General features: G+C 41.5%; 6 protein-coding genes. All 6 read left to right on the forward strand.

Annotation, left to right across the window (positions count from 1 at the left end; genetic code table 11):
• The first annotated feature begins 35 nt into the window (after positions 1-35).
• Positions 36-611, forward strand: a complete 576-nt coding sequence (locus AACW45_RS09600; RefSeq protein ID WP_190632770.1) for a cupin domain-containing protein — start codon at positions 36-38, stop codon at positions 609-611.
• A 319-nt stretch (positions 612-930) separates the two neighbouring features.
• Positions 931-1,440: a hypothetical protein gene (locus tag AACW45_RS09605; RefSeq protein WP_190632771.1), complete on the forward strand. Its 510-nt coding sequence runs from the start codon at positions 931-933 to the stop codon at positions 1,438-1,440.
• A 130-nt stretch (positions 1,441-1,570) separates the two neighbouring features.
• Positions 1,571-2,836, forward strand: coding sequence for a DUF4331 domain-containing protein (locus tag AACW45_RS09610; protein WP_190632772.1), 1,266 nt, complete (start codon positions 1,571-1,573; stop codon positions 2,834-2,836).
• A 122-nt stretch (positions 2,837-2,958) separates the two neighbouring features.
• Positions 2,959-4,347: a tetratricopeptide repeat protein gene (locus AACW45_RS09615; RefSeq protein ID WP_190632773.1), complete on the forward strand. Its 1,389-nt coding sequence runs from the start codon at positions 2,959-2,961 to the stop codon at positions 4,345-4,347.
• Positions 4,348-4,507: 160 nt separating this feature from the next.
• Positions 4,508-5,599: a HupE/UreJ family protein gene (locus AACW45_RS09620; protein WP_190632774.1), complete on the forward strand. Its 1,092-nt coding sequence runs from the start codon at positions 4,508-4,510 to the stop codon at positions 5,597-5,599.
• 516 nt (positions 5,600-6,115) lie between these two features.
• Positions 6,116-14,914 (forward strand): 5'/3'-nucleotidase SurE, encoded by an 8,799-nt coding sequence (surE, locus tag AACW45_RS09625; RefSeq protein ID WP_242045502.1) that lies wholly within the window; start codon positions 6,116-6,118, stop codon positions 14,912-14,914.
• Positions 14,915-15,290 lie beyond the last annotated feature (376 nt).

The raw sequence follows: 15,290 nt of genomic DNA on the forward strand, positions 1-15,290 counted from the left end.
TTGGTAGTTACAATAAAAGACAGGTAGGTAAATTTATGAACTCAGAAGACCTGTCAGAGTTGGTATCTCTATATGCTTTAAACACCCTAGATGCAGCAGAAGCATCTATGGTGGAATCGGATTATGCCCAATTAGCAGAATTCCAACTAGAATTGGCAGAATATGAGTCAGTTGTCGCAATGTTGGCTTATACAGCGCCTCCTGTACCATTAGCTTCTGAAGTTAAAGATAGATTGTTTGCGAGAATTGCATCAGAGGATAAGACAACAGACTTATTACAGCAAGCACAAAATGTGACTTGGGAAGCATACGCCCCAACTCCTGGTGTAGAATTGGGTATTTTGAAAATAGATCCCCAGCAGCGAGAAGTACAGTGCTTTGTTAGGAGTCTCGGTAAAGTGAAATTTCCCCAACATCGCCATGCTGGTGAGGAAGAGATTGTGGTTTTAGATGGCGATTTGGTCATTGGTGAGAACATATATAAAAGTGGCGATCGCATTTCTTCGTTACCAGGAACCGTTCATCAACCAGAAACCCTACATGGTTGTACTTTATTTCTGCGTACTTCCTTAGATGATGAAATTTTATCGCCATCCGTTGATAATTTGTGAAATCTTATATCTAGGGTTGTTGACAGTCAACAGTCAACAGTCAAAACCGATATTTTTCACAACTGAAATAGGATTGGTATAGGAGATTCGTCATTACCAAGTATCAAGCAAATGGCTTGATAAAAATGCTTGATATTGCCTTCTCTGTAAGACTGAAAAAAAATTTGATGATTTTTTGTTCTAGACAGATCCAACCGTAAATATTTGTCGTATACCTCTGTAGTTCAAGCAACACAGAGGTTTTTAAATATTTGTTTGAGTGTTAGTACTCACACTCAGCAAATATTTTATCTCCAATTTCTAGGAACTTCAGATTTTTATGATTCATCACATTTCCATACCGGCAGAAAATCCCTTGAAAGTGGCTCAAGTATTAAGTGAATTATGGCAAGGTCAAGTTGCTCGTTTTGTTGCTAATCCAGGAAGCTATGTTGTCTTTAAATTGGATCAACTGGGAACTTTAATAGAAGTTTACCCAAGCGGTACTGAACTTGTACCAGGTAATAAAGAACAACAAGTAAGCTTTGCCCAAAATTCCGATTTTTCCAAATATACAGCCATTCATGCAGCGATTTCAGTTTCTATCCCAGCAGATGAAATTATAGCGATCGCTCAACGTGAAGGTTGGCGTGCATTAAAATGCGATCGCGATGGATTGTTTACAGTTATAGAATTTTGGCTAGAAAATCGGCTGCTATTGGAATTATTACCGCCTGATTTTGGCTCTGAGTATTTGTCATTTATGCAACCACAAACTTTACAACAATTCTTAGCAAAACTCAATACTCAACTTGAGGTAAAAAATTCCCTGGTAGCAGAGAAAGGATAATTAATCATTGATTGAGACATTGCGTCTTCCCTATCCGATTCTGTAAACAAAAAGTGAGCAGTAATTGGTCTGTTAAGTGAGCATTTCCCACAAGCAATATATAAACATCAAATCAACGGAGTTCAATTTTATGGTCAGCACAAACATCAAAACTCAAGCCACCACTACACAAAAATTCTGGCAACGCTTAGGTCTTGGTAAAATCAAAATCCTTCCGGGTATTGGTTTGTTAGCTTTAAGTTTGACAGTAGGTTTAGCAACCTTAGCACCGAAATACGTCACAGCTTCCGACCATGACGATGGTGAAGTAGACACCAAAGGTCGTAACCTCAATCTTACCGATTTATATGTCTTTCGCGAACAGGATCAGAATCCAGCCGCCCGTAAAGACGACTTGATATTAGTAATGAATACAAATCCGCGATCGCTTGCTCGGCAACAGTATTATTTTAGTAATAATGCCCTCTATGAATTTAAAATTAGCCGTGTTAGTAATAAAGATGCAACCCCCACTGGGAAAGAAGATGTTACCCTCCGCTTTCAATTTGACGAGCCTAACAACAGAGGCGAACAACAATTTAAACTTACCTTAGTTACCAACGGTCGTCAGAGAAGCGACACAGGTAGAACTACACCTCTAAGCGTGAATCCGAACAATCCCACCATTAACAACTTATCTTTAGGCGACCATAAAGTTAAAGTCTTTGCTGGACTGCGCGAAGATCCCTTCTTCTTTGATGTCGAACAATTCTTTAGAGTTCGTGCAGGTGCTTTAGGTATCGGCCCGGCTGTCGGATTCCGCCCAGCTAACCAAGCACTCGACTTTGCTAAAGGCTACAACGTTAATTCCATCGTCGTGAGAATACCCCGTGCTTTATTGGCTGGACAGACTGATGCTACTACCTTTGATGTCTGGGAAACTATTTCCTTCAAAGACCATCGGAGTGGGAAATTCCAACAAGTTGAACGCCTCGCCAGACCTGGAATTAACGAGGGTTTAATAGTCACCAACGACTTTCTCAACGCATTTAATAGCATTCCGCCCACAGCAGATTTAAGTTCTGCCGCTAAACCCGTAGGTGCAGAAGCCAAAAAGACACTCAAAGCCCTCGGTAATAATGACCAACGCGCCGATGCTCTCCTTGGTGCTTTCCTTCCCGATGTCATGCGTATAGATACCACCATCCCTAGTGGATACGGTAATGCCCTCAATGCTAAAGGTAGCCCCATCGCCGGACGGAAAATCACCGACGATGTCATTGATATTACCCTCAGTGTTCTTACCAACGGAGCCGTAACTACAGATAACGTCTCCTACGAAGGTAATCCAGGTAACCCATCTCAAGGACACAAACCATTAGAACCACAATTTCCCTATCTAGCTTTACCCAATTAAGACAGTACTCCAACACTCCCCAAACTTAACCATTACCTCCCTCAATCAACAACACAGAGGACGCAAATAAAAACCCTTTGCGCCCCTCTGCGTTTCCCTTCGCGCCCCTTTGCGTTAAAACCATGAACCAAATACAACTTTTTCACTATAAATTCCCTACAAAACTTATCGGACTATTAATTGCAGCACCAATAGCAACAACCCTCTTTTTCACCCTCACACCCCATCAAATACAACAAACACCTTACCGCTACAACTTCTCACCATCGTTACCAGGTACAGAAAATCGCCGCGCCACATTGCAACAAGAAATTACTTTTTACCAAGAAAAAGTCCGACAAAATCCTGATAGTGCTTTGAACTTAACAGCCTTAGCACAAACATACTTAAAAATGGCTAAAGCCACAGGAGAAAGTAACTGGTATTTATTAGCAGAACAAGCAGCCCAACGCTCCTTATCTCATTTACAATTCAATAATCAGGGAGCAATTATAGTATTAGCGCGTATCGCCCAAGCGAGACATGATTTTACCGAAGCCATTCGCCTTTCCCAAGAAGTATTAAAACAACAACCCAATAACGATAATGCCCTCGCTATCTTGGTAACATCAAACCTAGCAATGGGCAAATTACCACAAGCAAAAATCGCCGCCGATACCCTTGTAAACAAAATTCCTACCCAAGGTAATTTAACTCTACAAGCCTTAGTATTAGTAGCTCAAGGACAAGATAAAGCTGCGCTGGAAACTTTTAAATATGCTTTAGCTGCTGAAGAACCGGGAGAACTAGGTACTTCCGCCTGGACAAGAATATTACTCGGTCAATTTCACTACAAACATGGACAGTTAGAATTAGCAGAAAACTTGTATAAAGAAGCCTTGAGAATTATACCCAGGTATCCTCTAGCACTTTTGCATTTAGCAGAACTAGAAACCCGTAAAGGAAATTATCAAACAGCAGAAAATTTTTACGCGCAAGTGTTACCAAAATCGCAAAAATCAGCTACTATTTTCGACCATGCTGTATTGCGAGGTAAAGCTAAACTTCAACAATTACAAGGTAAAGAAGTAGAAGCAAATCAACTTTTAAATCAGGCGGAAATTTTACTGCGACAAGAAAATGCAACAGGACATAGTAACGGTTCTTTTGGACATAGAAGAGAATTAGCAAGGTTGTTATTAGAAAAGAATAATCCCCAAGATACAGCAGAAGCTTTATCCCTGATGGAAGCCGAAATTAAGATTCGTAGCGATGCGCAAACTTTAGATACTTTAGCTTGGGCGTTATTGCGTTCTGGAAGATTATCAGCAGCACAAGAAAATATTCAAGCAGCTTTGCAATTAGGTACAAAAGATGCGGGTATTTATTACCGCGCGGGGATAATTGCTAAAGCCTTGGGTAATCAAGAACAGGCTTTGAATTATGAGAAACTCGCGCAAAATATTGACCCTAGTTTTGACGATCAGGCGCGGAGAATGTCTGGGTTAGGGTTGGATAATTTGGGGATTTAGATGGGGATTAGTCTCACGCAAAGACGCAGAGGCGCAAAGGTAAAAAGGAATTTACTTTGGAGATTGCAAGGAAACAAGTATTTCTCTCTTCTCTCTGCGTTCTCTGTGTCTCTGCGGTTTTAAAAATCATTTTCTTAACTTTTACACAGTACAAATTACCATGAAAAATTACTGGCGCAGATATCAAATTTATCTCATCTCCTTTATCGGAGCATTATTACTAACAATTGGTTTTTCTACTCCCAGTCAAGCACATTGGGCAGATTTAGCAGTAGCTGAGATAACAGTAGAACCGACAAAAACCGGAATTATTTTAACATTTCCTACAGGCTTAGTAGCTGATTCTGACGATAACCGGGATGGAAAACTCTCCACTAATGAAGTTACCAGCCATCAAACAAAACTAGAGAAATTTTTAGGCGATCGCATCCGGCTGATCGATAATCAAGGCGAAGCTGGTAAAATCGCTGTTACACCCACCAATAACTTACCAGCGAATATCCAGAGTAATACCAATACTCACACGACCCTAGAACTAACTTACACTTGGTCACAACCAGTTAGCGCACTCACTATCAACTACGATTTATTTCTACCCAATGTCCCCACCGCCCGGTGTTTAGCTACTGTAATTCAAGGCGGAAAAACTCACAATTTGGTATTTACTCCCGAACAGCAGGAATTTGCCTTAATTGACGCTTCTATATGGCAACAAATCGGCAGTTTTATCTTGCTAGGAATAGAGCATATTATCACAGGATATGACCATGTTTTATTTTTGATAAGTTTATTAATGTTAGGCGGTGGTTGGCGTTACCTGCTGAAAGTAGTCACAGCTTTTACTATTTCTCATTCCGTCACTTTGTCGTTAGCAGTATTGAATATTGTCAGTTTACCAGTCCGCTTTGTCGAAAGTGCGATCGCACTCACAATAGTCTATGTAGCTGCAGAAAATTTTTGGCGTAAAGATGTGCGTGGACGTTGGTTGCTGACATTTATCTTTGGACTCATTCACGGGCTGGGTTTTGCTGGAGTTCTCAAAGAAATTCATCTGAGTCAGTCTAATTTGGCTGTATCCCTGGCTAGTTTTAATATTGGCGTAGAACTGGGACAAATTGCGATCGTTTCTCTCGCATTTTTGGTGTTGCGTACTATCCAAAAATATCCTTGGGAATTAAATCTGCGACGCTTGTTATCTGGTTGTGTTGTCGCTATGGGCTTATTTTGGTTTATCCAACGAGCTTTTTATTAAGCTTGTGTATATTTCAAAAATTATGCGATCGCATTTGTAAGGGTGGGGTTACCTCGCCCTTACGATTTACTTAATATAACATTTTTATAAATTATACGATGCCTTAACTAAGGAAATATCGATATTGAATTAAATAAATTTACGGCGAAATAATAGATTTTTATTTATTTACGAAATAAGTATTTTTATACGGCTAATAACTGCATAGTATTCTACATAACAGCTTAATACCTAAATTTTAATTAGCGAATCCCGATAATTCTAATCCTTTAACCTTACGCTAGCGATTCCTTAACGTTACCACGATAACTTGAACTACTGAAATAGATATTAATTATATAGATATGACTGAGGATGAGGATAAAATAAAGCCTCTAATTCTCTGCGCCTCTGCGCCTCTGCGTGAGACTAATTCATATATTTACTCAGTCAATAACAAACTTAAAAATGTATAGTTTATACCCTTAAATAACCTCTCCTATTCTCTCAATTTAAAATTCACCTCAGTACTAACCTATGGTAACCACAAACACAATTCGCTTTTCGCAATTCAATGCTTCCCTAAACCGGAATGCTGATGGTCAGTTAATTACTGATTTATCTACACCTAATAATAATCAGGCGAAAGCTGTTGCCGAAATTATCCAGCGCAACAATCCCGATATACTATTAATCAATGAATTTGATTATATCCAAGGAAACCCTTCACAGGCGGTGCAATTATTTTTGCAAAATTACCTAGCTGTGAGTCAAAACGGTGCAAATCCTGTTAATTATCCCTATTTTTATATCGCACCTTCAAATACAGGAATTGCTTCGGGGTTTGATTTAAATAATGACGGTAAAATTGTCACCACCCCAGGCGCATCTGGATACGGCGATGATGCTTTTGGATTTGGTAATTTTCCCGGTCAGTTTGGAATGTTGTTACTTTCTAAACATCCTATTGATACTGATAATATTCGCACCTTCCAAAATTTTCTGTGGAAGGATATGCCAGATTCTTTACTTTCTACAATTTCAATTCCTAATTCTAATACTCTTTGGTATTCTTCAGAAGAACAAAACGCTTTACGCCTTTCTTCTAAAAGTCATTGGGATGTACCCATTAAAATTAACGGTGAGACAATTCATGTTCTCGTGAGTCATCCCACACCACCAACTTTTGATGGAAGCGAAGACCGCAACGGTAAACGCAATCATGATGAGATTCGCTTTTGGGCAGATTATATCACACCTGGTAAAGGTGATTACATCTATGATGATGCAGGTAAAAAAGGCGGGATTGCTGCTGGTTCTAGCTTTGTGATTATGGGCGATCAAAATGCTGACCCTGTAGATGGTGATAGTTACGACAATGCTATCCGCCAATTATTACAGAATCCTGGCATCAATACTAATGTAATTCCTAGCAGTCTGGGCGCAGCACAACAAGCGACTTTACAAGGTGGTGCAAACCTTACTCAACAGGGTAATGCAAATTTTGATACCGCAGACTTTGCTGACACTGCACCCGGTAATCTGCGGACTGACTATGTATTACCCTCGGCTGATTTGACTGTTAGTAATTCCGCCGTATTTTGGCCTGTAAATACTGACCCGAATTTTCCTTTGGTAGGTACTTTTCCCTTCCCCAGTTCCGACCATCGTTTAGTATATACAGATGTGGAAGTAGGCGCAACTACACCAGGGAAAACGATTCCTGAAGTGGAATTTTTGGGAGAAACTACATTTCCAACAGACTTTATTCCCTCAGGGGAAGCGGGAACAGTCAATGGTGCATCAGCTGTGTTGGGTGGCTTATCTGGTGTCGCCTATGATGCAGCTAAAAACCAGTTCTATGCTATTTCTGACGATCGCTCTCAAATTGCACCTGCCCGGTTTTATACTTTTACTACCGACCCTGCAAATATTTCCACAACTGGGGTGAATTTTACCAATGTTACAGCCCTCAAAGATGCTAACGGCAATTTCTTCCCTATCAACAGTCTTGATCCAGAAGGGATTGCGTTAACTAACAATGGTACAGTTTTCATCTCTTCTGAGGGTGAGGTAAATCTTGGTGCGGGTAGGGTGACTAATCCCTTTATTAAAGAATTTTCTCTCACTACGGGGCAAGAAGTCCGCAGTTTACCTGTCCCTAAGAAGTTTTTACCAGTGGTTCAGGATACAAACGCTAATGGGGTTGTCGATGCTGGCGATACCCAAACCGCAGGGGTATATAATAATTTGGCGTTTGAAAGTCTGACAATTACACCTGATCAAAAAACCTTATTTACCGCTACAGAAAACGCTTTATTTCAAGATGGGTCAAGGGTGACGACTACAACCGGTAGCCGATCGCGGATTTTGCAATACAATTTGGTAACGGGACAGCCAGAAAAGGAATATCTTTATATTACAGATGCAGCTGCTACCCCAAACCCAGCAACAGCTTTTAGTGATAACGGCTTGGTGGATTTATTAGCGATTGATAATCGGGGGACATTACTAGCTGTAGAACGTTCTTTTGCGCAGGGTGTCGGGAATACAATTAAAATTTACGAAATTACTCTGCAAGGTGCAACTGATATTAGCAGTATCGACTCAATCAAAGATTTCAGCGACACTCAATTAGCGGCTATTCAACCAGCGCAAAAACGGCTAGTTTTGAATTTAAATGACCTAGATTTGCCGAATGGTACAGATAATATCGAGGGTATAGCTTTTGGTGCGAAATTAGCGGATGGGCGTCAATCTATAGTTTTGGTGAGCGATAATAACTTTAATCCAGCCCAATTTACGCAAATTTTGACTTTAGATGCAGATTTAGTCCCTACCGCAGCGCCAAAAGTCGAAACTCGTCCTGATTTATTTGACGATGAGACATTACCTACAGACCAACGTGCGGATGCTGATGACCCTGCTATCTATATTAATGCTAACAATGCGGCAGATAGTCTAGTTCTTACCTCGGTGAAAAATGCCGGACTGAGGGTGTATGACTTGTCTGGTAATCTGTTGCAGGAAGTAAATCCGGGTGGAATTCGCTACAACAACATTGATTTGCAATATGGTTTTGAATTAGGCGGGGAAAAAATAGATATTGCCGTCGCGAGCGATCGCGGTAACGATAAACTAGCAATATTCAAGATAAATCCTAATCCCACCACCCCCGGTAAATATCTCGAAAACATTACCGACAGCAGTATTGGCACAATTTTCCAAGCACCACCTTTTCTTGCGCCTTATTCCTCATCTTCTCGCAGTTCCTACGGATTAGCTTTATATCGCAGTCCGATTACCAATGATTACTACGTCTTTACCAGTCGTCGGGAAACTGGAGATATCGCCCAGTTTAAACTAATAGACAAAGGTAATGGTAAAATTGGCGCGGAACGAGTACGAGAGTTTACTATTCCTTCACCCTCCGATTCTGAACGTTCAGCACAGACAGAGGGAATGGTTGTAGACCAAGAAACAGGTTTCCTCTACATCGGACAAGAAGATTTGGGGATTTGGAAATTCTCAGCAGAACCCAATGGTGGTACAACCGGTAAGTTAATTGATAAAGTTAAAGGCTTGGGTGGTAGTCACCTCACCGATGATGTGGAAGGCTTAACTATTTACTACGGTAAAAATGGTACAGGCTATTTATTAGCATCCAGCCAAGGTGATAATACCTTCGTTGCTTATACCCGTGAAGGAAACAACGATTATTTGGGTAACTTTGCGGTTGGTAGTAATGGGGGAATTGATAGCGTCCAAGAATCTGATGGTGCGGATGTGGTTAACGTACCTCTAGGTTCTAACTTTCCCTATGGTTTATTTGTAACTCAAGATGGTTCTAATGAACCAGCTAAATTAGTCGAAGATGAAGGAGAGTTTGAAAATATTAACTCTAACTTTAAGTTAGTACCTTGGGAAAATATCGCTAACGCCTTACCCACACCTTTAAAAATTGACACAACTAGTTACAATCCCCGCAATCCTGTTGCACAACCTAAACTCACTATATATGACTTTAAAAACCTACCCAAATTAGGCACAACTTCCAAAGGTGAAGATATTTTCTTGGGTGGTTTTTCGGGGTTGTATTTCCAAGGAATCGCACCTAATGGTAATCTGCGATTTGTTACCAATACAGATAGAGGCCCCAATGGCGAACCTGTGGGTGCAAATCGACCATTTTTATTACCAGATTTTCAACCTGAAATCGTTAATTTTGAACTCAACCGCACCACAGGCGAAATTAAAATTACCAAGAGAACAGGTTTATTTCGTCAAGATGGTAAAACTCCATTAACCGGATTACCAAATCTACAAGCTGGGGCGAATGGTACAGCTTACACTGATGAAATTGGTGTTGATTTAGATAATAAACCTCTACCTAACGATCCATTAGGTGCAGATTTAGAAGGAATTGTCGTGGCGGAAAATGGTGATTATTGGATGGTGGATGAATACCGCCCAGCAATTTACCATTTTGATAGTCAGGGTAAATTACTTGATAGATTTATCCCCAAAGGTACTGCAATTGCACCTAATCCCGATCAAAGTGCGGGTACTTTTGGAACTGAGATATTACCAGAAGTTTACGCCCAACGTCGCAACAATCGCGGATTTGAAGCTGTCGCTTTAGAAGGTTCTAAACTCTACGCCTTTATTCAAAGTCCAATTGATAACCCTGATGTCGCCAATGACGGAACTTCTAAAGCCTCTCGCAACCTGAGAATTTTAGAATTTGATATCATCAGCAAACAGGTAACAGGCGAGTATTTATATCTTCTCGAAGGTTTACCGGCGACTGATAAAATTGGCGATGCAGTTTCTCTGGGTAACGGTAAATTTGCAGTTGTCGAACGAGATGATAATGGAACATCGGCGGGGAATAAATTAATTTTCCAAATTGATTTAAAAGGCGCGACAAATATCAATAATCCTGCTAAATTTAGCTTACCATCTGGTAAAACTATTGAACAACTAACTCCGGCGGAATTAGCTACAGCAAAAATTACCCCTGTCAGCAAAAACTTAATAGCTAATGCTGCACAGTTGGGTTACACCGGGGTGGAAAAATTAGAAGGTTTAGCATTAGTCGCACCCAACACTCTGGCATTAATTAATGATAACGATTTCAACGTTACCGGGAAAACTCCTGCGGAAAGATTGGGAATTTTAGAATTACCAAATAACATCGCAGTTACTAAACCCAAAACATCCCTAAACATCCTCTTAGTCAATGATGATGGTTATCAGGCGAAGGGAATCAATATTCTCTACAATAAATTAGTTGCGGCTGGTCATAAAGTCACATTAATTGCACCAAAGCAACAACAAAGCGGTCAAGGTACAGCCCTGGATACTGATAAATTTGGTAGACCTTTGGAGGTTGTCAATTATGAACCAAATAAATGGTATGTGGATGGGAAACCTGTTGTTACTACCTGGGCAGGAATCGATTATATATTAAAAGATAATCCCCCAGATTTAGTGATTTCTGGAATTAATGAAGGGGAAAATCTCGGTTTAGAAGGGATTATTTCTGGTACTCTGAGTGCGGCGGTATCTGCATTAAATCGCGGTGTACCTGCGATCGCAGTTAGTGCGGGTGTTAAACTAGCAGAACGTAGCACAGGCTACCCCAGTACTGATAAAGCCTACGATGTTGGCGCTAATTACGTTGTCGATTTAATTGCCCAATTACAAGCAAAACAAGGCAATAATTCAGCTATATTACCAAAAGGCATCGGTTTAAACGTCAATATCCCCGCAACTGACAAAATTAAAGGTATAGCCTTTACAGAGTTTGATAGTGCAGGTAGTTTTGATTTCAAATTTGGGGAATTACCATCTAACTTTGGGACAGGTCAAGGTATACTTTATACCCAAAATTCTTTACCTAAAGGAACTACACCAAAGCCATTCTCAGAAGGCGAACAATTCTTAGCAGGTAAGGTGACAGTCACTCCTTTTGATGGCGATTGGGGTACAACTCCAGATAAACGTCAAGCACTGAGTTCTCTTGCTAACTTAGAAGTCCCTGGTTTAACGGATGAAATCAAACCTGCTAGCAAGGCATTAAATATTTTGCTGGTGAATGATGATGGTTATCAAGCCAAAGGTATTGATGCGATCTACAAAGCCTTAACTGCTGCTGGTCATAATGTTATCTTAGTCGCACCCAAAGACCAACAAAGCGGGAAAGGTACTTCCATCAACACCAACAAAATCTTTCAGAATACCGAAGTCGCAGAATTTGATACCAGCAAAAACAAATGGTATGTCGATGGTACTCCGGTTGTTACCACCTGGGCGGGATTGGATTACATCTTCCCCAACAAAGAGAAAATTGCTAAACCCGATTTGGTAATATCCGGGATTAACGAAGGTGAAAACATCGGTTTAGATGCCATTTCTTCTGGTACAATCAGTGCGGCGGTGACTGCATTACAAAATGGTATTCCCGCGATCGCAGTTAGCGCCGGAATTGACCTTGCTGGGTTACAAACAGGCGACAAATCCAGCACCGAAAAAGCCTATGAAATCGGTGCTAGGTTGGTTGTTGATGCAATTAACCAACTCCAAGCCACTCAAGGTAGTAATGCAGATTTACTTCCCAAAGGTGTGGGTTTAAATATCAATATCCCCGCTTATAACCCCGATATCCCCAAATTCAGCACAATTACGGGGGTAGCAGTTACCAAATTTGACCAAGCTAGCAGCCTGGGTTTAAAGGTTGGTGAAATTCAGCCTGGTGTTCCTGGCTTAACTTTAGGCGCTTCCAGCAATACAGGTACAGGGGATTTGTCATCGGAAGGGGGTAGATTCTTAGAGCGAAATATTACAATTACCCCCATCGATGGTAACTGGAGTGCAACCCCAACCAGCCGTGAACAAGTCGCCAACGCAGCTACACCCATCTCGGTGAATGGAATCGCTAGCGGTGACACCACCCAAAACTCTACAGTTCTCTGGGCGCGGAGTATCTTCCCAGGGAAAGTAAAATTTGAATATAGCACTGATGCTAACTTTAGTGCGATCGCCGGCACGAAAACCATCAATGTGACGAATATCAACCAGCCTGTGAAAGTTAATGTTGGTGGTTTGCAAGCGGGAACTCAATATTATTACAGAGTCACCGATGCAGCAGGCGCAACCGCCACAGGTAAATTTAGTACGGCTGCAAGTCTGGGGACAAAAGCAGGGTTAAAATTCGGTGTCTCTGGCGACTGGCGCGGCGAATTAGCACCCTATCCAGCTATTAGCAATGCCGATGAGGCGAATCTGAAATTCTTCTTTGAATTTGGCGATACCATCTATGCAGACTATCCTTCACCGGGATTGAGAAACCCAGACGGGACAGAAAAAGCCCAAGCTACAACTCTAGAAGATTACCGCGCCAAACAAGCGGAAGTTTACAGCGATCGCTATGGTAAAAATACTTGGCAAGATTTACGGGCTTCCACCTCTATCTTCGCAACCATTGACGACCATGAAGTAGTCAACGACTTCCCCGGCGGTAAGAATTTAGCAACCGCCTCCGCCGCCGAACAAGCCTTATTCGGTGCGACTTCCGGCTTAGTCAACGACTCGCCCCTATACGAAAACGGTCTGCAAGCCTTCCAAGAATACAACCCCATCCGCGATCGCTTCTACGGTCAAACAGGAGATGCCCGCACTGATGGAGAACGCAAACTTTACCGTTATAATACATACGGCAGTGATGCTGCCACCTTCGTTCTCGATGCTCGTTCTTTCCGAGATCCAGAATTACCAGGAGTTACTAATCCCAACGATCCGGCGCAAGTTGCTGATTTTCTGAGTAAGTCATTTCAAGGCAATCGCACTTTATTAGGAAAGCAACAACTAAAAGACCTCAAACACGACCTCAAACAAGCCCAGAAAAATGGCATCACCTGGAAGTTTATCATGGTGCCAGAGCCAATTCAGAATTTAGGGGTGCTGGCAGCAAGCGATCGCTTTGAAGGTTACGCCGCCGAACGCACGGAAATTCTCAAGTTCATCAACGACAACAACATCAGTAATGTTGTCTTTGTCACTGCTGATATTCACGGTACAGTCGTCAACAATCTCACCTATCAATTAGCCCCAGGACAACCACAAATTGCTACCAGTGCCTTTGAAATCAGCACGGGTTCTGTTGCCTTCGATGCACCCTTAGGCCCCACAGTAGCAGACTTTCTCACCCCTGCGCAAAAAGCCTTATACAATTCCCTCCCTGTAGTAAATGATGCCGATAGTCTAGCCAACGACAAAGACGATTTCATCAAACAGGCGATCAACGCTGGTTTAACTCCTCTCGGTTACGATCCTGTAGGCTTAAATAACAATCTCCTCCAAGCCAACGGCTTAATTAACGCCAAACTATTACAAGGAGATTACATCGCCACTCAAACCTACGGCTGGACTGAGTTTAATATTGACCCCCAAACTCAAAAGCTAACTGTTACCACCTATGGTATAGAACCATACACCCGTGAGGAATTAGTCGCTAACCCCAGCGCAGTTACCAACCGTCAACCGCAAATTGTCAGCCAGTTTGAAGTAGATCCTGCCAAAAAATCAGAGATTCCAGGTTCTATCTACAATCTCCAGCCTGGTCAAACTATATCCACAGGTAACGGTGCAGATACTATCGAGGGTAGCCAAGACAATAACATTAAAACCGGTAACGGTGATGACACAGTATTTGCTGGTAGCGACTCTTTAGTCTCAACAGGTAATGGAAGCGATCGCGTTTTTGTGGGTGTGAATAGCCCTGCTAAAAATACTACTGTTAATGGTGATGCAGGTAACGATGAACTCACCGTAGTTGAAGCTAGTGGTAGCAATCGTCTATCTGGGGGTGCTGGTTCTGATACCCTGAAAGTAATTGAAGGTTCTCATCAATTCCTCTTCGGTGGTTCTGGTAACGACATCCTCACCAGTAACGGTAACAATAACCGACTTAATGGTGGTTCCGATGATGACACACTTTTCGCTAACACCAATGACACCTTACTAGGTGGTAATGGTGATGATATCTTATTTGCTGGACAAGGCGGTGGTAATCGCCTAACTGGTGGTGCTGGTAGCGATCAATTTTGGATTGCTAATGCTAGTATTCCAATTAGTAAAAACATTGTTACCGATTTTACTCCAGGAATTGACATCATTGGCATTGGCGGTCTTGGATTAACTCAATTCAATGACCTAAATTTAATACAACAGGGTAGTGATACTTTAGTGAAAATTGGAAATTCGGAGTTAGCTTCCTTACGCGGAATTACCGCCAATACCCTCACTGCTAGTAACTTTACTTTCATGGCGTGAAAATACAGCCCATTGCAGATGATTAGTAGGGACACAATAATATTGTGTCCTGATAAGCTGTTGTGCAGCTAAATTATATAAGTCAAAAACGCAAAATAATTGTAGTGCGGGCATCTTGCCCGCGTATTATATACAAATTAGATGCATTGCAGCTTATCTTTTTTGTCAGATGGTAAGATTTATCCCCAATGGAGAGAGATAACCCCCGAAGGGCGATCGGGCGAGCGGTTTTGTTACACAACTTAACAAAACATCACCTACAAGCTGAATGAAGGGTGTTATATTCGGTTTGGTACGAAATTGGTACGGTTCGCGTTAAGGTTCAAATGGGAAAGCCTGCCGAATCCTAAAAAGGAAGGCAGGCTAGGGATTTTAA

Source organism: Calothrix sp. FACHB-168, assembly GCF_963889195.1.
Lineage (GTDB): Bacteria > Cyanobacteriota > Cyanobacteriia > Cyanobacteriales > Nostocaceae > Aulosira > Aulosira anomala_A.

Excerpts from the sequence above, each read along its gene's own strand:
- AACW45_RS09600 (WP_190632770.1), top strand. The coding sequence starts at position 36 with ATGAACTCAGAAGACCTGTCAGAGTTGGTATCTCTATATGCTTTAAAC.
- AACW45_RS09605 (WP_190632771.1), top strand. The coding sequence starts at position 931 with ATGATTCATCACATTTCCATACCGGCAGAAAATCCCTTGAAAGTGGCT.
- AACW45_RS09610 (WP_190632772.1), top strand. The coding sequence starts at position 1,571 with ATGGTCAGCACAAACATCAAAACTCAAGCCACCACTACACAAAAATTC.
- AACW45_RS09615 (WP_190632773.1), top strand. The coding sequence starts at position 2,959 with ATGAACCAAATACAACTTTTTCACTATAAATTCCCTACAAAACTTATC.
- AACW45_RS09620 (WP_190632774.1), top strand. The coding sequence starts at position 4,508 with ATGAAAAATTACTGGCGCAGATATCAAATTTATCTCATCTCCTTTATC.
- surE (WP_242045502.1), top strand. The coding sequence starts at position 6,116 with ATGGTAACCACAAACACAATTCGCTTTTCGCAATTCAATGCTTCCCTA.